At 73.7% G+C, this 25,059-nt stretch carries 21 protein-coding genes; 9 read left to right on the forward strand and 12 right to left on the reverse strand.

Annotation, left to right across the window (positions count from 1 at the left end; all coding sequences use genetic code 11):
* Position 1 precedes the first annotated feature (1 nt).
* The 5 genes from IT780_RS23540 to IT780_RS23560 all read left to right on the forward strand — a co-directional run bounded on the left by IT780_RS23540 (position 2) and on the right by IT780_RS23560 (position 4,848).
* Entirely contained in the window at positions 2 to 1,321 is a 1,320-nt protein-coding gene (locus IT780_RS23540; protein ID WP_199513815.1) for a DUF58 domain-containing protein, read from the forward strand.
* A 333-nt stretch (positions 1,322 to 1,654) separates the two neighbouring features.
* The gene (locus tag IT780_RS23545) at positions 1,655 to 3,085 is read left to right on the forward strand and encodes a hypothetical protein (protein ID WP_199513816.1); all 1,431 of its coding nucleotides are present in this window, start codon (positions 1,655 to 1,657) and stop codon (positions 3,083 to 3,085) included.
* Complete coding sequence (locus IT780_RS23550; RefSeq protein ID WP_199513817.1) at positions 3,082 to 3,375, forward strand: hypothetical protein; 294 nt, start codon at positions 3,082 to 3,084, stop codon at positions 3,373 to 3,375. Before IT780_RS23545 ends, IT780_RS23550 begins: the two co-directional genes overlap by 4 nt.
* Positions 3,376 to 3,589: 214 nt before the next feature.
* Positions 3,590 to 3,943, forward strand: a complete 354-nt coding sequence (locus IT780_RS23555; RefSeq protein ID WP_199513818.1) for a GntR family transcriptional regulator — start codon at positions 3,590 to 3,592, stop codon at positions 3,941 to 3,943.
* Positions 3,940 to 4,848: a DUF1648 domain-containing protein gene (locus IT780_RS23560; RefSeq protein WP_199513819.1), complete on the forward strand. Its 909-nt coding sequence runs from the start codon at positions 3,940 to 3,942 to the stop codon at positions 4,846 to 4,848. Before IT780_RS23555 ends, IT780_RS23560 begins: the two co-directional genes overlap by 4 nt.
* Before the next feature lie 11 nt (positions 4,849 to 4,859).
* Here IT780_RS23560 and IT780_RS23565 read toward each other — a convergent pair whose 3' ends face one another.
* Positions 4,860 to 5,855, reverse strand: a complete 996-nt coding sequence (locus tag IT780_RS23565; RefSeq protein ID WP_199513820.1) for a stage II sporulation protein M — start codon at positions 5,853 to 5,855, stop codon at positions 4,860 to 4,862.
* 40 nt (positions 5,856 to 5,895) lie between these two features.
* Between IT780_RS23565 and IT780_RS42795 the strand changes: the two genes are divergently transcribed.
* Positions 5,896 to 6,840 (forward strand): RDD family protein, encoded by a 945-nt coding sequence (locus IT780_RS42795; protein ID WP_199513821.1) that lies wholly within the window; start codon positions 5,896 to 5,898, stop codon positions 6,838 to 6,840.
* Between the two features lie 3 nt (positions 6,841 to 6,843).
* Here IT780_RS42795 and argS read toward each other — a convergent pair whose 3' ends face one another.
* Positions 6,844 to 8,511 (reverse strand): arginine--tRNA ligase, encoded by a 1,668-nt coding sequence (argS, locus tag IT780_RS23575; RefSeq protein ID WP_199513822.1) that lies wholly within the window; start codon positions 8,509 to 8,511, stop codon positions 6,844 to 6,846.
* Between the two features lie 197 nt (positions 8,512 to 8,708).
* Here argS and IT780_RS23580 point away from each other — a divergent pair, with 197 nt between their 5' ends.
* On the forward strand, positions 8,709 to 9,155 hold the full coding sequence (locus IT780_RS23580) for a protein-tyrosine phosphatase family protein (RefSeq protein WP_372443780.1): 447 nt from the start codon (positions 8,709 to 8,711) through the stop codon (positions 9,153 to 9,155).
* Here IT780_RS23580 and IT780_RS23585 read toward each other — a convergent pair.
* Complete coding sequence (locus tag IT780_RS23585; RefSeq protein WP_199513824.1) at positions 9,124 to 11,181, reverse strand: methyl-accepting chemotaxis protein; 2,058 nt, start codon at positions 11,179 to 11,181, stop codon at positions 9,124 to 9,126. The two genes, IT780_RS23580 and IT780_RS23585, sit on opposite strands and share 32 nt — an antisense overlap.
* 153 nt (positions 11,182 to 11,334) lie before the next feature.
* Here IT780_RS23585 and IT780_RS23590 point away from each other — a divergent pair, with 153 nt between their 5' ends.
* Positions 11,335 to 11,778, forward strand: a complete 444-nt coding sequence (locus IT780_RS23590; protein ID WP_199513825.1) for an SRPBCC family protein — start codon at positions 11,335 to 11,337, stop codon at positions 11,776 to 11,778.
* Between the two features lies 1 nt (position 11,779).
* Here the strand turns inward: IT780_RS23590 and IT780_RS23595 are convergent, their stop codons facing one another.
* The 8 genes from IT780_RS23595 to IT780_RS23630 form a co-directional block, all read right to left on the reverse strand.
* The gene (locus IT780_RS23595; RefSeq protein ID WP_199513826.1) at positions 11,780 to 12,592 is read right to left on the reverse strand and encodes a class I SAM-dependent methyltransferase; all 813 of its coding nucleotides are present in this window, start codon (positions 12,590 to 12,592) and stop codon (positions 11,780 to 11,782) included.
* A 29-nt stretch (positions 12,593 to 12,621) separates the two neighbouring features.
* Positions 12,622 to 15,204 carry an ATP-binding protein gene (locus IT780_RS23600; RefSeq protein WP_199513827.1) on the reverse strand — a complete coding sequence of 861 codons (2,583 nt, stop codon included), beginning with the start codon at positions 15,202 to 15,204 and terminating at the stop codon, positions 12,622 to 12,624.
* A 7-nt stretch (positions 15,205 to 15,211) separates the two neighbouring features.
* Positions 15,212 to 16,117 (reverse strand): phosphotransferase enzyme family protein, encoded by a 906-nt coding sequence (locus IT780_RS23605; protein ID WP_199513828.1) that lies wholly within the window; start codon positions 16,115 to 16,117, stop codon positions 15,212 to 15,214.
* A 17-nt stretch (positions 16,118 to 16,134) separates the two neighbouring features.
* On the reverse strand, positions 16,135 to 17,751 hold the full coding sequence (locus tag IT780_RS23610; RefSeq protein ID WP_199513829.1) for a HAMP domain-containing methyl-accepting chemotaxis protein: 1,617 nt from the start codon (positions 17,749 to 17,751) through the stop codon (positions 16,135 to 16,137).
* 56 nt (positions 17,752 to 17,807) lie between these two features.
* Positions 17,808 to 19,421, reverse strand: a complete 1,614-nt coding sequence (locus IT780_RS23615) for a methyl-accepting chemotaxis protein (protein WP_199513830.1) — start codon at positions 19,419 to 19,421, stop codon at positions 17,808 to 17,810.
* 37 nt (positions 19,422 to 19,458) lie between these two features.
* Positions 19,459 to 20,271, reverse strand: a complete 813-nt coding sequence (locus tag IT780_RS23620; RefSeq protein WP_199513831.1) for a TrmH family RNA methyltransferase — start codon at positions 20,269 to 20,271, stop codon at positions 19,459 to 19,461.
* Between the two features lie 11 nt (positions 20,272 to 20,282).
* The gene (locus tag IT780_RS23625; RefSeq protein ID WP_199513832.1) at positions 20,283 to 21,827 is read right to left on the reverse strand and encodes an aldehyde dehydrogenase family protein; all 1,545 of its coding nucleotides are present in this window, start codon (positions 21,825 to 21,827) and stop codon (positions 20,283 to 20,285) included.
* 110 nt (positions 21,828 to 21,937) lie between these two features.
* Complete coding sequence (locus IT780_RS23630; protein WP_199513833.1) at positions 21,938 to 22,327, reverse strand: HPF/RaiA family ribosome-associated protein; 390 nt, start codon at positions 22,325 to 22,327, stop codon at positions 21,938 to 21,940.
* Positions 22,328 to 22,493: 166 nt separating this feature from the next.
* Here IT780_RS23630 and IT780_RS23635 point away from each other — a divergent pair, with 166 nt between their 5' ends.
* Positions 22,494 to 23,978, forward strand: a complete 1,485-nt coding sequence (locus IT780_RS23635; protein ID WP_199513834.1) for a family 43 glycosylhydrolase — start codon at positions 22,494 to 22,496, stop codon at positions 23,976 to 23,978.
* On the opposite strand, the gene mycP is transcribed toward IT780_RS23635, so the two are convergent.
* Complete coding sequence (mycP, locus tag IT780_RS23640; protein WP_199513835.1) at positions 23,975 to 25,036, reverse strand: type VII secretion-associated serine protease mycosin; 1,062 nt, start codon at positions 25,034 to 25,036, stop codon at positions 23,975 to 23,977. The genes IT780_RS23635 and mycP overlap by 4 nt on opposite strands.
* Positions 25,037 to 25,059 lie beyond the last annotated feature (23 nt).

The following is a 25,059-nucleotide window of genomic DNA, read 5'->3' on the forward strand; positions in this document are numbered from 1 at the left end:
CGTGGTCACCAGGCGCTTCGCGCTGCTGCTGGCGCTGGGCGTGCCGCTGCCGGCGCTGCTGCCCTCGCCCTGGCTGCTGACGGCGATCGTGCTGGCGATCGCCAGCGGCGCCGCGCTGCTCGACGCCCTGGTCGCGGCCCCGCTGACGGCGGTGACGCTGCGCCGGGAGGGCGACGAGACGGTCTGGCTCGGCGGTACGGCGACCACGGCACTGACCGTCGCCAACACCTCGCGACGGCCGCTGTGGCTGCGCCTGCGGGACCGCTGGGTGCCGTCGGCGGGCGCGGACGGCACCGAGCACCGGATCAACCTGCTCGCCGGGCAGGAGCAGCGGATCACCACCACGCTCACGCCCACCCGGCACGGCGACCGGCCCGCGGTCCGGGTGACGCTGCGCTCGTACGGGCCGCTCGGGCTCGCGTACCGGCAGCGGCCGCAGAAGTGGAACGAGGCGGTGACCCCGGCGTGGACGCTGCGCGTGCTGCCGCGCTTCCCGTCGCGGCGGCTGCTGCCGGAGAAGCTGGCGAAGCTGCGCGTCTTCGACGGGGCGGTGGTGACCCGCGGGCGCGGCCAGGGCACCGAGTTCGACGTGCTGCGCGAGTACGTGATCGGCGACGACGTCCGCTCGATCGACTGGCGGGCCTCGGCGCGGACACACGACGTCATGGTCCGCACGTGGCGCCCGGAACGCGACCGCCGCGTGGTGTGCGTCCTGGACACCGGCCGTACGTCCGCCGCCCGCATCGGCGACGAGCCCCGCCTGGACGCCGCGATCGACGCCGCGCTGCTGCTCGCCGTGCTGGCCGCCAAGGCCGACGACCGCGTCGACCTGGTCGCCCTGGACCGGGTCGTCCGAGCCAAGGTGGAGGGCGGCGGCCACCGCACGAAGCTCCCCCGGCTGATCAGCTCTCTGGCCTCCCTCGAGCCGGCCCTCGTGGAGACCGACTTCGGCCTGGCCGCGGGCGAGCTGCTGCGCCGCGACCACAAACGCGCGCTCGTGGTGATCTTCTCGGCCCTGGACGCGGCCCCCATCATCGAGGGCCTCCTGCCGATCCTGCGCCGCCTGACCACCCGCCACCGGGTCGTGCTGGCCAGCGTCCGCGACCCGGAGACGGCCCGCCTCGCCCACCTGCCGGAGTCCGGCGCGACCGCCGAGGACGTCCACCTGGCGGCGGCCGCGCAGCTCGCGCTGGCGGAACGGGAGCGGGTGAAGGCGCTGCTGGAGCAGCAGAACGTGATCGTGGTCGACGAGCCACGGGAGACGTTCGCCTCCAAGGTCTCCGACGTCTACCTCGTACTGAAGGCCGCCGGCCGGCTCTGACGAAAGCCGGGTGAACGGCCCGTCGTGGTACCCGGTCAGCCCCCGAGCGTGTCATGCTTCGGGCAGAGCTGGGATCCGGCGGAGGTGTCGACCGTGTTCAAGCCAGGTTTTCACGAGCAGCGCCCGCGACCGCCCGAGCGGATACACCCCCGCGCCCCTCGGGCCGTCGATCGCCCCGCGGAGTTCACGAGGCCCGCGGAGTTCACGAGGCCGCCGGAGGCGACGAGGACCGCGGAGTTCGTAAGGCCCGCGGATGTCACGCCGCCGCCGGTTCGCGAGCGGGTGTCCGAGCCGGAGCGGAGAGCTCTGGAGACCCGCGCACGATACGCACCGATGTGGACAAAGGCGATCAGCTCGGCCGACAGCATCTGTGCGGTTGCCGAGAAGGACCGGCTCGACCGGGTGCACGGAGCGGCGACCCGCTTGAGAGATCAGCTGAGCGAGTCCCGCACGGCGGCCCGTGGTGGTGCGCCCGGGCCGGTGCACGCGGTCCGGCTGCTCACCGCCGGCCGCGCCCTCGCCCGGGAGCTGGACATTCTCGAATCTCTGGGGGTGCTGCCCGACGGGCAGGACGAGCGGATGCTCGCCGAGCTCGACGGCGTCGCCGGGCTGCTGGGAACCGACGTCGAGGACCTGACCGAGCGGGCCCGCGGCCCGCGCTGGCTGGAGGTGGCGTCCCCGGCGCACGGCTCGGTCGACGCGGAGCGCCGGTGGGGCCGCTTCAACGCCGAGTACGTCGACGCCCGCCGGGCCGGGACCGTCGTCATCGCCGACCACTGCGAGTTCGAGGCGACGGACCGGTATGGCGTCGACCGGCTGTCGGTGGACGCGTCGAGCATCTACGACGACCGCGGTGCCCTCGAGGCGCTGGCGGATGTGCTGGACAACCCGTCCAGGGAAACCGTCCGGGCCCTGCGGAACCACCTGGAGCGGATCACGGCGAGCGTGCCCGAAGCGGGCGACCAGCGATATCGGCAGAAGCTCTCGGAGCGGACCCGCACCGAGGTGTCCGAGTCGGACGTGGTGATCGCCGGGGACGGCGCGGACCTGCACGGCACCACCCGATATCACGTACGGGAGGTGACCGTGCCGCTGGCCGAGCTGCTGCTGGAGCGCGAGGACCTCATCTGGGCGCTGGCCGGACGGGATCCCGCGAACAGCGACCGGCAGGACCGAGAGGCCGTGCAGCGGCCGATTCTGGCGGCCCTGCGCGAGATCGGGGACGACACCCTCCTCCGGCACACCGGCCGCACCGACGGGGCGACAACGGTACGACAGGTTTTCCGCGGCACTGAGGTCGATCTCGCCGCCGCGGTGATGATCGGTGCGGGGAACCACCTGACCCGGGTCAGCGAGGTCGACCGCGGCCACACCCGGGACGGCGACCTGGCCCGTTTCCACCGGTGCCTGCAGGACACGCGCGCGGCCCGAGCCGCCGAGCGGGCCGAGCAGGTCCAGCATGCGCGCGCGGCCGAGCAGGCCCGGCTCGCGTCAGCGGCTCGCGTGGCCGAGCTGGCCCGGACGCGGCAGGCCCGGGCGGCGGAACAGCACCGCCTGGCCGAGCAGGAACGGGCGGCCAAGCAGGCCCGCCTGGCCGAACAGGGCCGCCTGGCCGAGCGGGAACGCCTGGCCGAGCGGGAACGCCTGGCCGAGCTGGAACGCGCGGCCGAGCTGGCTCGCCAGGCGCAGGAGGCGGTCCGGGACGAGCACGCTGAACTCGACGACCCGACGCGGGACTTCTTCGGGAGAGGAATGGGCCTGTGAAGTGGATCGCGGCCGGGGTGGCCGTGGCCCTGCTGGCCGGCTCGGGCGTCTTCTTCGCCCTGCAGGGCCTCGACCGCTCGGACAAGTTCGCCAGCATCGGCGGTTTCCTCCTGGCGCTCGCCGTCGCCGGCGTCAGCGTCGTCCTGCACCTCCGGACCCGGGACGGGGCGGAGAAACCTGACCCCGCGACGCCGAGGAACCACATCCACGACAACGACGTCGTCATCACCGACCCCACGGGCCCGGTCCACTTCACCATCGACAAGCGCGAACGCCGCTGGTTCCGCTAGACCGTGAGGACGTCCGGGTCGGTCTGACGGGGGTCGAGGTCGGCCGTCTCGCCGCGGCAGTCCGAGCGCGTGCGATCCGATCGGCACCCTGGCCTCGCTGGAGCCGGTCCTCCTGGAGACCGACTTCGGCCTGGGCGCGGGCGAGCTGCTGCGCCGCGACCATGAGCGCGCTCGCCGCTTTCTAATTCTTGACTTGTTCTAGTAGTATGCAAACATGTTGTTCCGGGTGGATGTGGCGGCGGCCGAGCCCCTGGCGGATCAGATCGCCGCTCAGGTGCGTGGCGGAATCGTGCGCGGCGAGCTCGTTCCCGGTGAGCGGCTGCCGCCCGCCCGGGAGCTCGCCGACGTGCTCGACATCAACCTGCACACCGTTCTGCGGGCGTACGCGAAGCTGCGCGACGAGAACCTGATCGAGTTGCGTCGCGGCCGGGGTGCGGTGGTGCGCGACGACGCGGACGCCACCCGGCTGCGGCTGGTGGAGCTGGCCCGCCGGTTCGTTGACGAGGCACGCCGGCAGGGACTGCGGGAGGCCGAGATGGTTGCAATCGTGAAGGAGGCCCAGCCGTGAGAAGACTTCTGGTGTCGGCGGCCCTGGTCTGGCTGCCCGTGGGCGTCCTCGGGCTGACGTGGGCGGCGTGGCACGGGCGGCTTCCGGACCGGATCGCCACGCATTGGAACGGTACGGGCGCGGCGGACGGGTTCGGCCCGGCATCCTGGTTCTGGGGGACGCTCCTGGCAATCGGGGTGGCCGCCGGGGTGGCGGGAGTCGTGGCGGCCCGCACCCCCGGCGCCCGCTTCCTGCTGACGACCGCGGGCTCGGTGTCCGGCGCGGCCGCTGCCATCTGGCTGGCCACCGCCGGCGCCACGCTGGCGAATCCGGCCGACGCGCGGCTGGGATGGCGGTTCCTGCTGGTGTTCGCCGGGCTCGTCTGGGGAGTCGTGGTCGCGGCGGCGGCCGGCCCGCGCCCCGTGACGGCGCCTGTCGGGGCGCCGGCCGTCGACCCGCTCGAGCTGAAGCCCACCGAGCGCGTCGCGTACAGCAGCACCCTGCGCTCACCGCTGCTGCTCGGCGTCACCCTCGTCGCCGCGGCGGTGGTCGCCGTGGCGGCGGCGACCACCGCACCCGCCGTGTGGCCCGTCCTGGCGCTGCCGCTGGCCGCCGCCCTGCTGTTCGCCCGGGTCCGGGTCACCGCGGACCGGCGCGGCCTGCGCCTGGTGGCGGGCCTGGTCGGGGTGCCGGTGAAGCGGATCGCGCTGGCCGACATCGACTCCGCCGAGCCGGCCCGGATCGCGCCGATGGAGTGGGGCGGGTGGGGATACCGGGTCGCGCCGGGGCGCAGCGCGCTGGTTCTGCGCAGCGGTCCGGGCCTCGTGCTCCGCCTGCGCGACGGCCGCCGTTTCGCGGTGACTCTCGACGAGCCGGAGGTGCCCGCGGCGCTGCTCACCGCCCTGCGGCACCGCGCCTCCGGCTGATCCGCCGCAGGTCAGGCCATCGGGACGTCGGCGTCGGTGTGGTCGGGGTCCAGGTCGGCCGTCTCGCCGCGGTGGTGGGCCGCCGCACCGACGCCCAGGGCGTACGCCATGAAGGCGAGCCAGACCGCGAAGCCGATGCCGATGCGGACCGGGTCCGGCCAGCCCGAGGGCGTCACGTACGCCTCCAGGATGCCCGACACCAGCAGCATCGCGACGAGGCCGAGCGCCACCAGCATGCCGGCGCGGGCGCGTTCGGCGAGGGCGCGGCCGCGGGTGCGGTGCGGGCCCGGTGCGATCCAGGCCCAGCCGATCCGCAGCCCCACGCCGGCCGCCACGAAGATCGAGGTCAGCTCCAGGAAGCCGTGCGGCAGGATGTAGCGGAAGAACGTGTCGCCGTGGCCGGCGTACGTCATGAGGGCGCCGGTGAGGCCGAGCTGGAACGTGTTCTGGCCGAGGATGTAGAGAGCGGGCACGATGAGCACGCCGGAGGCGAGGCACTGGCCCGCCAGCATCGCGTTGTGCGTCCACACGCTCGCGGCGAAGTTCTGCGCCTGGAACTCGCTGTAGTAGTCGACGAAGTCCTCGTTCGCGTACCGCTCGATGGTCGACGACGGGGCGAACATCTCGATGATGTCCGGGTTCGCCGCGAAGTACGCCATGAGCACCCCGGCCAGCACGACGTTGACGACCATCACCGTGAGCCACCAGCGGCGGGCCCGGTACAGCTCCACCGGCAGGCTCGTGGTGAAGAACCGCACGACCGGGCGCCACGAGTAGCGGCGGCCGCCGGTGACCGCCGAGCGGCCCGCGAGCACCAGCTGGGACAGCGACGCCAGCAGGATCGGGTCCGGGGAGTGGCTGCGGACGACCGACAGGTGGGTGGCCGCCCGCTGGTAGAGCAGGACCAGCTCGTCGGCCTCGGCCGCGGTCAGCTTGCGGCGGCGGGTCAGCGCGTCGAGGCGGTTCCACTCCCCGCGGCGCTCGCTGACGTACGCGTCCAGGTCCACCGGCGCAGCGTAGCGGGCGCCGATCGGGTTAACTAACCCGATGACTGTGGTGGCGCCGGTCGTCGGCGGGCGGGGCGAGCAGCTCGTCAACGGCGAGGCCGTGGAGGTCGACGTCCGGCATGCGCGGGTGGGCTCGCGCGGGCTGGCGTTGCTGCTCGACATGGTCGTCCAGGTGCTGCTGGGCATCGCCCTGTTCCTGCTGACCGGCGCGGTGTCCGCGGCGCTGCTCGGTGCCGCCGCCGACGACGCGCTGATCGACGCGCTCGGCACGGTCTCGGTGCTGCTGGTCTTCGTCGGCTACCCCACGATCGTGGAGACCGTCACGAACGGCCGCAGCCTCGGCAAGCGCGCGATGGGCCTGCGGGTGGTCCGCGAGGACGGCGGCCCGATCCGGGTACGCCACGCGCTGGTGCGCAGCCTCATCGGGCTCGCCGTGGAGTGGCCCGGGCTGCTGTTCCCGCCGTTCACCTGGGCGGTCGCGCTGACCACGATGCTGTTCTCGCCGCAGGGCCGGCGCCTCGGCGACCTCGCGGCCGGCACGTTCGTGATCCACGAGCGGTCCCCGGCACCGTGGGGCTGGGTGCCCGCGATGCCGCCGCAGCTGGCCGGCTGGGCGCAGACGCTGGACCTGACGAACCTCGACGACGACCTGGCCCTGGCGGTGCGGCACTACCTGGCCCGGGCCGCGGAGATCCGGCAGCCGATGAACGCGAGGTTCGCGCAGAGCCTGGCCGGCGAGGTGAGTGAGCGGATCGCCCAGCCGGTCCCGCCGGGCGTGCCGCCGTGGATGTTCCTCAGCGCGGTGCTGGCCGAGCGCCGCCGCCGCGCCGCCGACCGGGTGCACGCCGGCCGGGCGCTCACCCAGCGGATCTGGCCCGGCTTCGGCCGGCTGGAGTGGACCCGCGCGGCCGGGCCCACGTGGGACCCGGCCGGCACGAACCCGCCGCTGCTCGGCGTGGTCAAGGAGGAGGGCCGCCCCTCCTGACCGCTACATCTGCGCGGGCGTCGCGATCCCGAGCAGGTCCAGCCCGCGCCGCAGGGTCCGCCCGGTCAGCAGACAGAGCGTCAACCTGCTCTCGCGTACGCCGGCCGGAGCCGTCAGCACCGGGCACTGCTCGTAGAACGCGCTGAACACACCCGCCAGCCCGGACAGGTACGTGGTCAGCCGGTGCGGCTCGAGCGACTCCCCCACCGCCAGCACGGCCGGTTCGAAGGCGAGCAGCTCCAGGGCCAGCGCCCGTTCCAGCCGGTGCCCGATCGTCACGGCCGGCGCGAAGTCACCGGCCCGGTCCAGGATCGAGCTGATCCGGGCGTACGCGTACTGCAGGTAGGGGCCGGTGTTGCCGGTGAGGGCGAGCATCCGGTCCCAGTCGAAGACGTAGTCGGACATGCGGTCGTTGGCCAGGTCGGCGTACTTGATCGCGCCGATGCCCACCGCGGCGGCGACCTCGGGGGTGGGGGCCAGCGCGGAGGCCCTCGCGACCGCCTCGTCCAGCAGGCCGGTGAGCTTCACCGAGTCGCCCGCCCGGCTGCGGAACATCTTGCCGTCGGCGCCCAGCACCGAGCCGAAGCCGACGTGTTCCGCGCTCACCCCGTCGCCCAGCCAGCCGGCCGCCGCGGCGACCGCGTACACCATCCGGAAGTGGGTGCGCTGGGGTGCGCCGACGACGTAGAGCAGCCGGGTCGCGCCGAGGTCGCGTACCCGGTGGCGCAGGGCGGCCAGGTCGGTGGCCGCGTACCCGAAACCGCCGTCGCTCTTGCGGACGATCAGCGGGAGCGGGCCGCCGTCGCGGCCGGTGAAGCCCGCCGGGAACGCGCACAGCGCGCCGTCGCTCTCCACCAGCAGGCCCTTGGCCTGCAGCTCGTCGACGACCGACGACAGCTGGTCCTGATAGGAGCTCTCGCCGCAGAAGTCGCCCTCGGTGAGGCTCACCCCGAGCCGCTCGTACGTGTCCAGCAGGTACCGCTGCGAGGTGGCGACGAGCCGGCGCCACAGCCGCAGCGTCTCCTCGTCGCCGGCCTGCAACGTCACGACCCGCAGCCGCGACCGGGTCCGGAAGTCCTCGTCGGTGTCGAACTTGACCCGGGCCGCCTGGTAGAACGCCGTGAGGTCGCCGGCCTGTCCCGCCTCGGTGACGCCCTCGTCCCGCAGGTGCTCGATGAGCATGCCGAACGACGTGCCCCAGTCGCCGAGGTGGTTGACCCGGACGACCCGGTGCCCGAGCCATTCGAGCGTCCGGGCCAGCGCGTCGCCGATCACCGTGGAGCGCAGGTGCCCGACCGTGAGTTCCTTGGCGACGTTGGGCCCGGAGTAGTCGACGACGACGGTCTGCGGCTCCCTGGCCGATGCCACGCCGAGCCGCGCGTCGGACACCAACCGGTCCGCGGCTTCGGCGAGCACCTCGTCGGCGACGGTCAGGTTGAGGAAGCCGGGCCCGGACACCTCGGCCGTGGCCACGCCCGCCAGGTCGGCGCGGCCGGCGACGTCCGCGGCGATGTCCCGCGGCGGGCGGCCCAGGCTCCGGGCCAGCGGGAGCGCGGCCCCGGACTGGAAGTCGGCGAACTGCGAGCGCCGTACGGCGGGATCGACGGTCGCCTGCGCGACCTCGGCCAGCGCGGCGCCGAGCCGCGCGGAGAGCAGAGCTTCGAGATTCATGGTCGGGACCCCATCGACGAGACAGGGCGGGCCTGTCCGGGGCCACGAGCTTCCTGCGACACCGGCGGAGGCCCGCCGGTGGAGGACGCGTGTCAGCTCAACCGGAGGGTGGTGATCCGGCGTCGCTCGCGGTTGATGCTGAACACGGCGCGAGCCTAGCGGACGGCCCGGCGCACGCGCGAGCCACAATGGCCGGCATGGGATGGGACCACGGGGAGGCCGGCGTTCTGGCGCTGCCGTCCGGCCGCCTGATACGCGGCCGGGGCCTGCGCAGACCGGTGCCCGAGGGCCCGGTGCCCGAGTTCGGCGTGTACCTGCTGGGCTCGCCACCGCCCCCGGCCGCCTGGGAGAACCGCTGGCTGCGCTGGCCCGACTTCCGACTGCCGGCCGACCGGGAACTCGCTGCGAGGCTGCTGCGCGAGGTCTGGGAGCGGGCCGCGACGCAGCGCGTCGAGATCGCGTGCCACGGCGGCCGGGGGCGTACGGGCACGGCGCTGGCCTGCCTGGCCGTGCTCGACGGCGTGCCGCCCGCCGAGGCGGTCGACTTCGTCCGCGCGGGGTACGACCGGCGCGCGGTGGAGACGCCCTGGCAGCGTCGCTACGTACGGTCGTTCACGGCACCGGGAGCCCCGCGCCCCGGGTGAGCCCGTCCACCCAGCGGTCCAGCCGTTCGGCGGTGGCGGGGTCACCGGGGACGAGCTGCAGGCCCGCCTCGCGGGGTTCGTCCCCCTCGCCGACGTTCTCCACCCGCCCGGGGATCGGGCCGGGACCGTCGGCGCCGCCCAGCCCGTCGACGTCCACCAGCTCCCCGGTACGCAGGCCCGCGCCGGCCGGGAGGCGCACCCGGATGCCGCCCGTGCTGATGTTGCGCAGCTCGGCCTCGACCGGGTCCTGACCGCGGCGGCGCAGCCGGACGGTGCCGGCCGCGACGACCCGCTCGGTACGCCGGCGCTCCAGCTGGGCGGCGAGCCCGGACATCTCCTCGACCCGCTCGATGGTCCGGCCCATCCGGTCGGTCAGCCGCCCCACGACCGCGCCCTGGTCCGCGGCGACCTCCCGCAGCGAGGTGGCGGCGCCGCCCACGCTCGCGATGCCGGCGACCATCGCGGCGATCGCCTCGGCCATCTCCGCGGTGTCCCGCTCGAGGTCGCCGATCGTGCGGGTGATCTGCTCGGTGGAGTCGGAGGTGCTCGTGGCCAGCTCCTTGACCTCGTCCGCGACGACCGTGAACCCCTGCCCCAGCTCGCCGGCGCGGGCCGCCTCGATGGTCGCGTTGAGCGCCAGCAGGCGGGTCTGCCCCGCGATGCCCTGCACGAGCGAGGCGGTGGCGGCCACCCGGCGCAGGCTCTCCTCGAGGGAGGTGATCACGTCCTCGGCGCGCCGGGCGTGGGCCACGGCCGCCGTGGTGGCCGCGTCGGTCGCGGAGATTCCCTGGTCGATCGTCGCCGAGGCCGCGCGGACGTCGCCGACCTGCTCGGTGACCAGCCGCAGCTCCTCGGCGATCACCGACGTGGACTCGTCGATGATGGCCTGAGCGCGGTCGCGCAGCCGCAGCTCCGCCTGGCGCTGGTGCTGGAAGCTGACCCGTACCTGCTCCTCCCGGATCGTCTGCGCCGTCCGCAGCTCCTCCTCCTGGGCGAGCATGCGGCCCCGGGCCGCCGCGACCGCCCGGCCGATGTCGCCGAGCTCGTCGCGGCCCGCCGGCAGCGCCCGGTCGCCGAGATCACCGTCGGCGATCGCACCGACGCCCCGGACGGTGAGGGCGACGTCGTGCCGCGTACGCCACAGCACGCCGGCGGCGAACCAGGCCGCGAGCACGAAACCGGCGGCGGTGATGCTGAGCACGACGAGCCGCTGCCGCCCGAAGCCGTCGATCCGCGTGTCGAGCAGGTCGTCCAGCGCGTCGGCGAGGGGCGCGACGGCGCCGCGCAGGGCGGTGGCCGCCGCGCGGACATCGGCGGGCCCCGGGTCGGCGAGCGAGCCGGTGAGCGTGGTGGCGAGCGCGCTCACCACGGTGGACGCCTGCGTGACAGCGCTCAACCGGCCGCCGAGCCCGTCCGCGCGGGTGCTCGCGTCGGCCGTGGCGACGTCGTACGCCAGGCTGTCGGCCGCCGCGGAGAGCTCACCGGCCCGGACGGCCTGGTTCGCCACGGCCGCGTTGCCGTCCACGGTGTCCGCGGCGGCCGCCTTCGCCGCCGCGACGAGCGCCCTCGGCAGCTGCACGATCTGGGCGTCCATGACGTAGAAGGAGTCGAGGTCGGGGTCGAGGATCAGGTTGGACCTGTTCCCGGCCTCGGTGACGAGCGCGGCCAGCGCCGAGGCGAGCGCCAGCCGTTGCGGTGCCGTGGCGGGCGGCTGGGCGGGAACCGCCTCGAGCGCCGCGCTCAGGCCCAGCCCGGGGTGCCGGCCCACCGCGGCCCGGACGGCGCCGAGATCGGGCAGCCCGCCGGCCACCGTGTCGGCGAGCGCCAGCAGGGCCGGGCGCACCACGTCCACGCCGTCGTGCTCGGCGGCGCTGAACGCGATTTTGGTACGGACCTCCTGGACATAGCCGTACGTGGCGGCGACGCCCGGGACCATCAGGACCAGCACGAGCGTCCCGAGCCGCACGCTGGTCTTCATCCGGTCCGCGGCCGCCAGGACCGGGCGCAGGGCGGCGGGCGTGGCCATCGCGGCCGCTACAGCTCGTCGGCCGAGGTCATCCGCATGCCCCCGATTGCACCACGCGAACGCGCCGGTTCCGGCCGTTTTCGCCGGGAAGGCGACATCCCGTGGACCGGCCGGGCCTTATCGTGGAGGCGGTCCGCCGCCGAAGGGATGACGATGATCACGATCTCGCGCACCTTCACCGTCGCGGCGCCGGTCCCGGCCGTGCTGGCGTACCTGCGCGACCTCGGCAACAGCGCCGAGTGGGACCCGGCGGGCCGGCGCACCACCCGGGTCGGCGCGGGACCGGTCGCCGTCGGCGCCAGCTGGCACGGCGAGTCGCGGATCCTGGGCATCCGCGCCGAGCTGACGTACACGCTCGTCGAGGCCGCCGGTGACCGCCTCGTCTTCGCCGGGCACAGCGAGGGCGCCGGCTCCACCGAGACGATCACCGTCCGGCCCGCCCCGGCCGGCGCCGAGGTCACGTACCGCGTGGACCTGGAGGTGCACGGGCTCGCGAAGCTCGCGGCGCCGGTGTTGCGCCTGGAGCTCGAGAAACTGGGCACCGGCAGCGCCGGCCGGCTGACCGCGATCCTCAACGGGCTGGCCCAGGCCGCCTGAGTCACGCCCGGGTGGCCAGCACCTCCACGTACGCCGACGGGATCTTCACCGTGCCGTCCCCGGCGACGTCGTAGCGCCGCACGAGGTCGACGAGGTCCGCGTACAGCAGCTTGCCGTCGTCCTCGCCGAGCGCCTCGAAGGCCTTGAGCGTGGGCCCGTACCAGGACCGGAAGTAGTCGGTGAAGGCCTCCGCGGAGGCGAACCGGAACACGAAGTCGCGCCGGTTCAGCCGCAGCTCGCTCACCCGGTCGCCGAGCAGCTCCCGCAGCCGCGGCTCGGTGCCCCACTCCACGGGGGCGCGGACGCCCGGCGGTGGCGGCACCCGCCGGCCCACCGTGCGGAACAGGTCGCCGATGAACCCGTCCGGCGTCCAGTTGGCCAGCGCGATCGTCCCGCCGGGCCGGCACACCCGGGTCAGCTCGGCGGCCGCCCGCTCCTGGTCCGGCGCGAACATCACGCCGACGACCGAGAACACCGCGTCCCACTCGCCGTCGTCGCAGGGCAGGTTCTCGGCGTCGGCCTCGGTGAAGCGGACCGGCAGGTGCTCGGCGGCGGCCCGGGCGCGGGCCCGCTCCAGCAGGCCGGGTACGTAGTCGACGCCGACCACCTCGCACAGGCAGCGGGCGGCGGCGATCGCGGCGTTGCCCGTACCCGTGGCGACGTCGAGGACCCGCGAGCCGGCGGAGAGGTCGGCGGACTGCACGAGCAGCTCGGAGATGGGCTGGATGAGGGCCGCCACCGCGCCGTAGTCGCCGCTGGCCCAGGTCTTCTGCTGGCGTGCCTTGATGCCGTCCAGCGTGGGAGAAGTCGTCATGGGAACGACGCTAGGAACCGCCGGTGGGCTCACGCGTGGGGAGGATTCCCCATCTTCGGGGATCGGCGCCGGGCGATCGCGGCGGCCTGACCCCGCGACGGTACGCCCAGCTTCGCCAGCACCGCCGACACGTGATGCCCGACGGTCTTGGCCGACAGCGACAGCCGGACCGCGATCTCGGCGTCGCTGAGGCCGTCGGCGAGCAGCCCCAGCACCTCCCGCTGCCGGGCGGTGAGCCCGGCCGGGTCGGCGACGGTCGCCGGGCGAGGTCCGCGGGGCACCGGGGCGCCGCGCCGCCGCAGCTCCGCGCGCACCCGCCGGGCAGTGGCCGCCGCCCCGAGCCGGTCGAACACCCGCAGCGCCCGGCCGGCTTCGTCGTCATCGCCGCACGCCAGGGCCTCCGCCGCCGCGTACTCGCACCCGCGGCGCTCCCACTCCGCGGCGGCGCCGGCCACGTCCCCCTCGATCAGCAGCCGGTACGGCTCCGCGATCCCGTCGACGACGGCCGGCCCACCGCACCGCCACTGCCAGTACGCGAGCCGCCCGGCCAGCCACGGGTGCCCGACCCGTACGGCCAGCGGCAGCCCCCGGCGCACCTCGTCCAGCGCCCGCCGCGGATCACCGGCGATCCAGTGGTGCTCGGCGAGCGCGGCCGCCACCGGGCCCACGAACTGCAGCTCGCCGGCCTCGTACGCGGACCCCGCCGCCGCCTCCAGCAGGCCCGTCGAGTCCGGCGCGCCGCGACGCGACCACAGCAGACCGAGCGTCACCTGGGCCGGGCAGCGGAACGGCCCGCGCTGCGGTGGCCCCGCGAGCCCCTGGGACGCGTCGTTCTCGGCGCCCGGCCAGTCGCCGCGGGCCAGCCGGACGGTCGCGCGGTAGCCGAGCAGGTGCCGGGCGTACCCGCCGAGCTCGCGGGCCTCGGCGTAGGCCAGCACCCGGTCCAGCACCTCCTGCGCCACGTCGAGCTCGTACCACTCGACGGCGATGCCGGCCCGGTTCACCAGGGCCCGGACGGCGTGGTCGTCCAGCCCGGCGGCGGCCGCCACCCGGTGCGCGCGTTCCAGCTCGTCGCCGCCGGCCGGGTCGCCACGCTGGAGCCGGGCGGAGCCCACGTTGACCAGGGCGTGCACCTCGGTGTCCAGGTCACCGGAGCGGCGGGCCAGCTCGATCGCCCGTTCGCCCCAGGCGACCGCGGTGTCGTCGTTGGCGAGCATCCGCAGCTGGGACAGGTTGCTGTACGCCATCGCCAGCTGGGGTCCCGGGCCGAGCGGCTCGAGCACGTCGACCGCCCGTGCGCCGGCCGCCCGCGCCTGCTCCGTACGCCCCGTCCACCACGACAGCCGCGACACCCAGCGCAGGTTCTCGCCGGTCAGTGCCGTGTCGCCGGCCGCCTCCCGGACCGTCAGCGCCTCCTGCCGGGCCCGCAGCGCCTCCTCGTTCAGCCCGGCCAGGTACGCCACCGTCGCGTACGCCTCCAGCAGCCCGGCCCGCTGCTCGTCCGGCACGCCCGCCGCATGCCGCAGCGCGGTCTCGTAGTGCGCGACGGCCTGCCGGTTGGCGCCCAGCGCGGCGGCGCGGCGGGCGGCGACGGGGGCCCACCGCAGCACCGCGGCGGCGAGGCCGGCGTGGTGGGCGTGGTGCACGAGCCGGGCCGGGTCGACGCCGGGGTCGCCGTCGAGCCGGGCGAGGATGCCGGCGTGCAGGGCGGCGCGGCGTACGGGCGACAGCGACTCCTCGACCGCGCGGCGCAGCAGCTCGTGCCGGAACGCCACCCCGTCCGCCGTGGCGGTGAGGACCCCGCCGGCCAGGCACTCGTCGACGCCCGCGGCGTGACCGGCGAGCAGGGCCGGTTCGGCGTGCGCGGGCACCACGGACACCAGCGCGGCGGCGTCGCGGGCGGCGGGTGACAGCGCGTGCAGGCGGGACAGCACGAGGTCGCGTACGGTTGCCGGCACCCCGGAGCCGGCGGCCGCCAGCACCTCGGTGACCAGTAGCGGGTTGCCGCCGGTCTGCGCGTACACCGGGGCGGCGTCCCGGCCGGCCAGGCCCGCGAGCTCGGCGACGGCACCGGCCGACAGCGGCGGCAGCGTCAACCGGTGGACCGGGCCGCGGGGCAGTCCGGCGAGGACACCGCGCAGCGGGTGGTCCGGGCCCAGCTCGTCGTCGCGGTACGTGAGCAGCAGCAGCGCCCGGCACAGCGACAACCGGCGGCCGAGGAACGCGACGAGGTCCAGGGTGGCCTCGTCCGCCCAGTGCAGGTCCTCCATGACCACCACCGGGCGGCGGGCCTGCCGGGGACCGTCGAGGGCGTCCAGCACCGCGTCGAAGATCGCCCCCCGGTCGCCGTCGCCGAGGCGTTCCCGCAGCTCGCCGCCGGCCTGCTTCGCGATGTCGTGCACCGGCCCGAGCGCACGCGGGGTGAGCAGCGGGTCGCAGGCGCCCCACAGCACCCGGGCCCGCGGCCGCACCGACCGGGTGAACTCGGCGGCCAGGCTGGACTTGCCGGCGCCCGCCTCACCGGCGACGAGCGCGATCCGGCCGCCGCCCGCGCTCTGCGCCTGCAGCCTGGTCAGATCGGCCAGTGCGCCGTCGCGTTCCAGCAGCCCCATGCGGCCCTCACGTCTCCCACTCCGGGAGCAGCCACGCGGCCGCGGCCCGCAGCTGGCCCAGGTTCTCGTCCACCCAGCCCTCGGTGAGCGACTCGGTGCCCCGCATGGCCGGCTTCGCGTACAGGTGAAAGTGCAGGTAGCCGACGCGCAGCAGGACGTCGAGCCAGGGCAGGGCCTCGACCGCCTCCTCGGGCAGCTCCCGGACCGTACGGTATCCGGCCAGGAACGCCGGCCACTGCGGGGTCGCCGCGACCGGGCTGAGGTCGGTGGCCAGCCAGTTCTCCGCGGCGCAGTCGAGGTCGTAGAAGATCAGGCGGTCGCCGTCGGCGTGCACGTTGTCCAGGGTGACGTCGCCGTGGCAGACGCCGCGCTCGAGCCCGGCGCCGGCGATCCGGCTCGCGGCCTCGGCGGTGAGAGCGGCGGTGACGTGGCGGTCCTCCGGGTCGGGCAGCCGGGCGAGGACGCCGTCGAGCAGCGTCACCGGGTCCACCGCGGCCGGGGCGGCGAATCCGGCCGCCGCCTCGTGGAACGCGGCGGTGGCGACGCCGAAGCGGCGGTAGAGGTCGTCGCTGCGCGGCTTCCGCGGCTTGGCGCCGGGGGCCCACTCCCACAGGGTGAAGGCCCGCGGGCCCTCGGCCGCCGCGATCGTGCCCGCCAGGCTGCCGTCGGCCAGGGGGATGCCCTGCGCGACGCCGGCGCCGACGTGGGCGGCCAGCGCGACCTCCCGGTCCGCCGCGTCGTGGCCGGCCCGGTAGAGCTTCAGCGCGAACCGGCCCGCCGGGGTGTCGACGCGGTAGACGTCGTTGATGAGCGAGCGCAGGAGCACGCAGCCGGAGACCTCCAGCCCGTACGCCCGCGCCACCGTCGACGCCAGCCAGGACGGGTCCACGATCGACCGCAGCGTCGGCACCATGGTTGCGACCGTACGGGTCAGACGGTGAATCCGGCGACCAGCTTCTCGAGTTCGTTGCTCGTACGGGCGAGCTCGCCGGCCGAGGCCTGCGCCTCCCGTACGACCGTGGTGGTCTCGCCGACCGCGGTGGAGACCCCGGCGATGTTGGCCGCGATGTCCCGGCTGCTCTGTGCCGCCTCGGCCACGTTGCGGCCCATCTCGCCGGTGGTGGCGGTCTGCTCCTCGACCGCCGCGGCGATCAGCGTCTGGATGTCGCTGATCCGGCTGACCACGCTGCCGATCTCGGCGATCGCGCCGACCGCGTCACCGGTGTCCGACTGGATGGTCTGCACCAGGCGGCCGATCGTCTCGGTCGCCTTCGCCGTCTCCTGGGCCAGGTCCTTGACCTCGCCCGCCACGACCGCGAAGCCCTTGCCCATCTCGCCGGCCCGCGCCGCCTCGATGGTGGCGTTCAGCGCGAGGAGGTTGGTCTGCTCGGCGATCGACGTGATGAGGCCGACCACGGCGCTGATCTCGGCGGAGGACTCGCCCAGCTTGCCGACGCTGACGGTCGTCCGGTCGACGACGGTGACCGCCTCGGCGGCGACCCGGGCCGCCTCTCCGGCGCTGCGGCTGATCTCGTCGATGGCCGAGCCCATCTCCCGGCTGCCCGCCTCCAGCGTGCGGACGTTGCCGGAGACGTCGCCGGCGGCCTGGGCGACCGCGACCGCCTGCGAGTCCACGTCCTCGCTCGACTCCGCGACGCGGGCGGAGATCCGTGAGAGGTCTCCGGAGGCGGTGGCGATCGTGCCGGCGTGGCCCGCGATCGCCGCCACCGTCTCCCGCAGCGACTCCGCGGTGGTGTTCAGCGCGTCGCCGAGCCGGCCCAGCTCGTCGCCGCGGTGCAGTTCGGTACGCGCGGTGAGGTCCCGCCGCGCCAGGCGGCCCAGCGCGGCGACCACGACGTTCAGCGGGCGCACGACCGACCTGGTCGCCCAGAGCGCCAGCACGATCGCCAGGATCAGGGCGAGCATCAGCGTGCCGCCGAGCACCTGCTCGCTGGTCCGGCGGACGTCAGCCGCCGCTTCGGCCTGCTTCGTGGCGCGCGCCTGCACCGACTTGTAGAGCTCGCTGGTGACGTCGAGCACGGCGGCCCACGAGTCGGACGCCGGGCCGTCGTTGATGCTGTCCATGACCCGGCGCAGCGTGGCCCGGCTGTCGTCCGCCCGCAGCCAGCTCAGCATCTTGTCGTCCCAGGCGAAGAAGTCGTCCCAGGCGGGCTTGAGCTTGGCGAACGTCGTCCGCTCGGCGGGGGTCAGGTGGCTGGTGTCGATCTTGGCGAGCAGCTCGTACACCGACTTCTTGGAGTCGAGCAGCCCCTCGCGGTTGAACTCGTCGGGCCCGTCGAGGTACGCGAAGCCGTACGCGGCGACGTCGTTGACCCACAGCGACTGCCACCCGGAGACGTCGGCCGCGTAGTACTCGACGTCCTGGATCTGCCCGCGCAGCTTCTCGAGGACCGCCACGCGGCCCTGCGACGCGCTCTGCTGCCGCATGCCCCACCAGCCGGCGGCGGCCGCGACCACGATGAGGATGACCAGGACAAGGAAGGACGCGCCGAGCCGCTTGCCGACGCTGAGATTCGAGAAACGCACGGGAATCTCCTCGGCCGGATCGCCGTCCCGGCTGAGCGAGTGTTAGCTGGATCGCGTCAGACGGCGAAGCCGGCCACCAGCTGGTGCAGCTCGCTGCTCGTCCGGGCGAGATCCTCGGCCGACTCGCGGGCCTGCCGGACGATCGCCGTGGTCTCGCCGACCGCGGTGGAGACGCCGCCGATGTTCGCGGCGATGTCCCGGCTGCTGCCGGCCGCCTCGGTGACGTTGCGGGCCATCTCGCCGGTGGTCGCGGTCTGCTCCTCGACCGCCGCGGCGATCATCGTCTGGTAGTCGCTGATGCGGCTCACCACCTGCCCGATCCGGGCGATGGCGGTCACCGCGTCGCCCGTGTCGGCCTGGATGGCCTGCACGAGCCGGGCGATCTCGTCGGTCGCCTTGGCGGTCTCCTGGGCCAGGTCCTTCACCTCGCCGGCGACGACCGCGAACCCCTTGCCCATCTCACCGGCCCGGGCCGCCTCGATGGTGGCGTTGAGCGCGAGCAGGTTGGTCTGCTCCGCGATCGCGGTGATCATCCGGACCACCGCGCCGATCTCGGCGGACGAGTCGCCCAGCTTGCCCACGCTGACGCTGGTCTGCTCCACCACGTCGACCGCTTCGACGGCGACCCGTGCGGCCTCCCCGGCGCTGCGGCTGATCTCGTCGATCGCCTGACCCATCTCGTGGCTGCCCGCCTCGAGGGTGCGTACGTTGCCGGAGACGTCCTCGGCCGCCCGGGCGACCGCGGTCGCCTGCGTCTCGATGTGCCCGCTGGCGTCGGCGACCCGGGCGGACACGTGGGAGAGGTCCTCGGAGGCCGCGGAGATCGTGCCCGCGTGCGTCGCGATCACCGCGACGGTCTCCCGCAGCGATTCGGCGGTGGCGTTCAGCGCGTCGCCGAGGCGCCCCAGCTCGTCGCGGCGGGACAGGTCGGCGCGGGCGGTGAGGTCGCGCCGGGCCAGGCGGCCCAGCGCGGCGACCACCACGGCCAGCGGCCGGACCACGGACCGGGTGACCCAGGTGCCCATGACGAAGGCCAGCACCAGCGCGAGCAGCAGGGCGGCGGCCAGCACCTGCAGGCTGGTGTCGCGCACCCGGGCCGCATCCGCCCGGACCTGGGCGGCCCGGGCGTTCACGGACTTGTCCAGCGCCTCGGTGATGTCGAGGACCTTGCCGTACGAGTCGGCGGCCTCCCCGCCGTTGATGCTGGTCATGGCCTTGGCACGGCCGGCGGTGTCGTCGGTCGCCAGCCACTGCATGATGGTCGCGTCCCACCGGAAGAAGTCGTCCCAGGCGGGCTTGAGCTGCTCGAACGTGGACCGCTCGGCGTCGGTCATGTCGGCGGTGTGCGCGGCGGCCATGCTGTCGTAGATCGCCTGCTTGCTCTTCAGCTCACCCTGGCGGTTGTAGCCGTCGGGGCCGGTCGCGTACGCGTACCCGAACGCTCCCGCGTCGGCGACCACGAGCCCCTGCCACCCGGTGACGTCGGCGGCGTAGTACTTGACGAGCTGGATGTCGTCGCGCACCTGTTCGAGCACGGCCAGGCGGCGCTGCGTGTCGCTCTGCTGTCGCAGGCCCCACCAGCCGGCGCCCGCGGCGACCACGATGAGGACGGTGAGCAGGAAATAGGACAAGCCGAGCCGTTTGCCGACGCTGAGAGAGATTCCACGCACATCCTCAGCTTCGGCGGCCGGGGCCCGGGTTTGAGCGTTATCGGGCGCCCCGCTGCCGGGCCGCCTCGTACAGCGCCACGGTCGCCGCCGACGCGGCGTTCAGCGAGCTGGCCGCGCCGGTGATCGGGATGCGCACCATCCGGTCGCAGGCGTCGCGCCAGGCGGCGCTCAGGCCGTGCGTCTCGTTGCCGACCGCCAGCACGGTCGGGCCGGTCAGGTCGTGCTCGGCGATGTCGACCGGCCCGCGCTCGTCGGTGCCGACGATCTGCACGGGTACGCCCAGCCCGCGCGCCCAGTCCAGCACCTCGCGGTGGCTCGGCACCCGCACGACGGGCAGGGCGAAGAGGGAGCCCGTGCTGGCCCGTACCGCGCGGGGGTCGTACGGGTCGGCGGCGTGCCCGGTGACGATCACCCCGGCCGCCCCGAACGCGTCCGCCGAGCGCACCAGCGTGCCCACGTTGCCCGGGGTCGTCGGCCGGTCGAAGACCACGACCAGCAGATCCGGGCGTACGGTGATCCGCGCCGGGTCGTCCGCGGGCAGCCCGACGACGGCCAGCAGCTCGGGCGACTCCTCGTCCTTGCCGCCCAGCTCGCGCATCAGCTCCGCCGACAGCATCGCGCGGGGCGCACCCGTGCTGTCGATGAGGTCGCGCGCCCACCGGGACAGCGCGGGGCCGTCCGCGGTGAGCAGCGTACGGATCTCCCAGCCGTGCTCGGCCGCCAGCGAGATCGGGCGTACGCCCTGCACGAGGAACTCCCCGGCGCGGTGCCGTTTCGTCCGGTTGTCGAGCAGCGCCTGCCACTGCTGGAAGGTGGCGTTGCGCGTGGTGATTCGCAGGGTCCTGGGCACGCCGTCCGACGTTACGGCGTGGGCGGGTAGCTCGTGTAATCGGGGAAGATGCCGTACAGCCGCTCCCCCGGGCCGCCCAGCGTGACCGCCTGCACGAGCAGGTCACCGCCGACGAAGGCACCCTTCCAGGAGGCCCCGCGCCCGCCGAACGTCTCCTCCCGGTCACCCCGGGAGCGCGGCCTGTTGATGCCTACCTTGTACGCGTGCACGTCCTGCGCGAGTTTGGCGCCGAGTTCCTCGTCGTCGACCGCGAGGCTGGCCACCAGGGCGCCGTTGCTCGCGTTCATCGCCGACAGCAGCTCCTCCTCGGTGTCCACCACGATGATCGTGTCGACCGGCCCGAACGGCTCGGCGTGCATGAGCCGGGACCGTCCCGGCGGGGCGAGCAGCGCGGTCGGGGCCACGTACGCCCCGATGTCCTGACCGTCGAGGTAGCGACCCTCGGCCGCGTCGCCCCGATGCAGCGGCACCGCGCCGCCCCGGACCGCCTCGTCCACCTTGTGCCGCAGCTCGCCGGCCTTGGCGGCGCTGATCAGCGGCCCGAAGTCCAGCTCGGGCAGCGGCTCACCCGGAGCGGTGACGGCCAGCGGGTGCCCGAAGCGCACGGACTTCACCACGGGCAGGTAGACGTCGAGGAACGAGCCGACCAGGTCGCGCTGCACGACGAACCTCGGGTACGCGGTGCAGCGCTGCTTGCCGTACTCGAAGCCTTTGCGCAGGTGACCGGCGAGCAGGTCCCACTGGGAGAAGTCCCAGATCCCCCACGCGTTGACCCCCTCCTGCTCGATGAAGTGCCGCTTGTCGGAGTCGAGCAGGGCCGCCGCGACCTTCCCGCCGTTCGACCGGCCGCCCACGAATGCGACCGCCCCGATCTCCGGCGCCCGCACGAGCACCTCGGACAGCTCGTCACCGCTGCCGGACAGCAGCGTGACGGGCAGCCCGGCGCGGGTCATGAGGGCGTGCGCGAGCGTCAGGCAGACCGCGCCGCCCTGCGACGGTGTCTTCGCCACCACGGCGTTGCCCGCGAGCAGCTGCACCAGCTCGGCGTGGACCAGCACGCTCATCGGGTAGTTCCACGAGGCGAGGTTGCTGACCGGCCCGGGCAGCGGCTCGCGGCCGGCGGCCTGCCGGTCGATCTGCTGCAGGTACCAGCGGACACCGTCCAGCGCGCGGTCGACGTCGGCACAGGCGAGCCGCCACGGCTTGCCGATCTCCCACACCAGCGCCAGGGCGAGCAGGTCGCGGTGCGCGGTCAGGGCCTCGACGGCCACCGCCACCCGCGCCTTGCGTTCGCCGAGCGGCGTCGCGGCCCAGTCGCGATGCTCCCGCGCCGCGGCACGCACGGCCCCGGCCGCGGTTCCCGCGTCCACCCGGGAGACCTCGGCGATCAGGGACCCGTCGACGGGGGTACGCAGCTCAGCGGGCGTCCCGCCGTCGTGCCAGCTGCCGCCGTACAGGTTGCGCAGCCGGTCACCGGCGACGGCCTCGGGAACGGCGGCACGGACGCGGTCGAAGATGTCTGTCCAGGCGGTACCGGGGGCGAGGATCAGGCTCATGCGCCCATGCTGCGGAGGGGCGCCCGCGCGGCACCAGACGTGCGCCGCGGGGCGCCCCCCACATCTTCTCGCTGTGGCAAGAAGAAAAGAATTTCTCAGCCCTGCGGGCCTCAGATCACCGGTTCTTCCTCGTGCGGCAGGTCCGCGAGCCCGGCCCGGAGGTGGCGGTTGTGACGCGGCTCCTGCTTGGTCTTCGCGTCGTCGAGCCGCCGGCGCAGGTCGTCCCGGACATCGTTGAGGGCGGCGTGCAGATCCTCCTCGGCGGACGTCGTGACGATCTTCTGCCGGCCCGCGATCCAGCACTCGAGCGTGACCTTCTGCCCGCGCGCCTCCCGGTCCTTCACCGAAACCTCCAGCTCGGTGGTCTCGGCGGGGAAGGTCGCCAGCCGGGCGTCGAGCGTGGCGAACTGCTCGGCGATCCAGTTCCGGTCACCCAGCGAAAAGCCGGCTCCGGCCCGCAGGCACTGCTCCACGGTCGCCGGTTCTGCCGCGGCACTCATCAGGTCTCCCTTCGGTGGGGAACGTACGTGATCTCCACCTACCCGATCCGTACCGGAAAAGCACCTCACATCCGGCAGGCCCTCAGGAAGGAAACCTTGACAATCGACGTACGTGAATGAGGGAATGTGTTCGTCTTGGTCCTCTCACGTGCGTACGGGAGTGATGATGGGCGTTGTCTCCGCGATGGTCGCCGCCGTCCTGACCGCAGGCGCGCTGGCCGCGCCCGCCGCGCCCGCCGCGCCCGCCGCGCCCGCCGCCGTGCCTGATTTTTCGACGGCCGAGGCCGGCAACCCGTTCGTCGACGGCTGGTACGCCGACCCGGACGTCGCCGTCTACGAGGGCCGGTACTGGGTCTTCCCCACCTCGTCCCGGCCCTACAACGAGCAGACCTACCTGGACGCCTTCTCCTCCACCGACCTCGTGCACTGGACGAAGCACCCGAACGTCCTGACCGTCGCGAACGTCTCCTGGGCCCGCCGGGCGGTGTGGGCGCCCGCGCCGGTGCAGCGCAACGGCAAGTACTACCTGTATTTCGGCGCGAACGACATCCAGAGCAACTCGGAGCTGGGCGGCATCGGCGTGGCGGTTGCGGACCGCCCGGAGGGCCCGTACGTGGACGCGATCGGCGCGCCGCTGATCGGGCAGTTCGTGAACGGGGCGCAGCCCATCGACCAGGACGTGTTCGTCGACGACGACGGGCAGGCGTACCTGTATTACGGCGGCTGGCAGCACGCCAACGTCGTGAAACTCAACAGCGACATGACCAGCCTGGGCCGCTTCGCCGACGGCAGCACGTACAAGGAGATCACCCCGGCGAACTACACCGAGGGCTCCCAGGTCTTCAAGCGCAACGGCAAGTACTACCTGATGTGGTCCGAGGGTTATTGGGGCGGCTCCGACTACTCGGTCTCGTACGCGATGGCCGACTCCCCCACGGGCCCGTTCACGAAGATCGCCAAGATCCTCACCCAGGACTCGGAGGTCGCGAAGGGCTCGGGCCACAACGCGGTGCTCAACGTGCCCGGCACGGACATCTGGTACATCGTCTACCACCGGCGCCCGCTCAGCGAGACCGACGCCAACCACCGCCAGCTCGCGTACGACCGCATGTTCTTCAACGCCGACGGCACGATCCGCCCGGTGACGATGAAGGTCAGGGACAACTTCGAGGACGGCAACGCGTACGGCTGGAAGGCGTACGGTTCCACCTGGTCAGCGACCGACGGCACCTACCGGGCGACCGCCTCACCCGGCGGAAAGTCCCTGCAGGACACCAACTTCGCCACCCTCACGTACGACGCGGACGTCACCATCACCGCGGGCACGGGCGACGCGGGCGTCATCTTCCGAGCCACCCAACCGGCAACGGGCACGGACGCCTACCGCGGCTACTACGCCGGCCTGACCACCACGGGCCGCGTCATCCTCGGCAAAGCCGACAACAACTGGCGCCAGCTCGCCGCGGCGGCCTTCCCGGTCACCCGCGGCACCCGCTACCACCTGCGAATCGAAGCAACAGGAACCACCATCAAGGTGTACGCCGACAGCACCCTCAAACTGACGGTGACGGACAGCACCTTCACCACGGGAGCAACCGGCGTACGCGTCTTCAACACGGCAGCAGCCTTCGACAACATCGCGATCGACTAATCCCGCCGCCGCAGCAGCACCAAAAGCCCGACCACCAGCCCGCCGAGCAGCAGCACCCCGGCAACAGCCAAGCCACCGACCAGAAGAGGACTCACCCTCCGCGTCTCGGCATCGGAGTCAGGCGCCCTCGGGGCGGCATCAACCCTCCCGCCGGCCGACACGCTCGGCGCGGCGGCGGGAACGTCGGCGGTGAGCGCCTTGAGCAGGTTGAGTCGCCCGTAACCGTAGGTATCGTCGCGGCCGGGCTCCCCGGCATCGGTCGCGGTGGCAGTCAACCGATGCACAACCTCGGCGGCGGACAGCTCCGGATACTTCGCCCGAACCAGAGCAGCCGCCCCACTGACGATGGCCGTCGCGTCGCTGGTTCCGCTCGATATGCCGTACCGGGAGCCGTGGATACCGATGGTCGCGATGTCTACGCCGGGCGCGGTGAGGTCGACATGCGGCCCAGTGACCGAGATCCGTCCGATGTTCCCGCGTTCGTCGGTCGCTCCTACCGCAAGAACCTCGGGATACATCCCGGGATAGTTGTCGCCGACGGAGCCCTTGTTGCCGGCCGACGCGATCAGCACCATGTCTGCGGCCTGGGCAGCGCGGACAGCTTCGCGGAGCGGGGTGTCGTCGGCCGTGCCGAACGACATGTTGACGACGCGTGCGCCGTTCTTCTTCGCGAAGGCGATGGCCTTGGTCAAGTATGCGCTCGTAGCGTATCCGCCGATGCCGGCACGGATGGGAAGGACCTTCGCCGCCGGAGCGATGCCCAGGATGCCGTCACCGCTACCGTGGCCTCGGGCGGCAATCAAGCCCGCCATCGAGGTCCCGTGGCCGTCCAGATCGTCGCGGCCGTCACCGATCGGGTCCGGCAGCAGGTCTATGCCCGGCCGCACGGCGCCGGCAAGATCCCGGTGGCCGGCGTCGACACCGGTATCGATCACCGCCACCGTTACGCCCGCGCCGCGGCTCACGCGGTGCACCTGCTCGATCTTGAGCGCTGTCAGGTGCCACTCCCGGTCGCGCACCGAATCCGCCCTGGCGATGTCGGCAGAACCGAACAGCAAGGCCAGCGCCGCTGACCCACCTA

It is taken from the genome of Nucisporomicrobium flavum (assembly GCF_016464385.1).
GTDB classification, from domain to species: domain Bacteria; phylum Actinomycetota; class Actinomycetes; order Mycobacteriales; family Micromonosporaceae; genus Actinoplanes; species Actinoplanes flavus_A.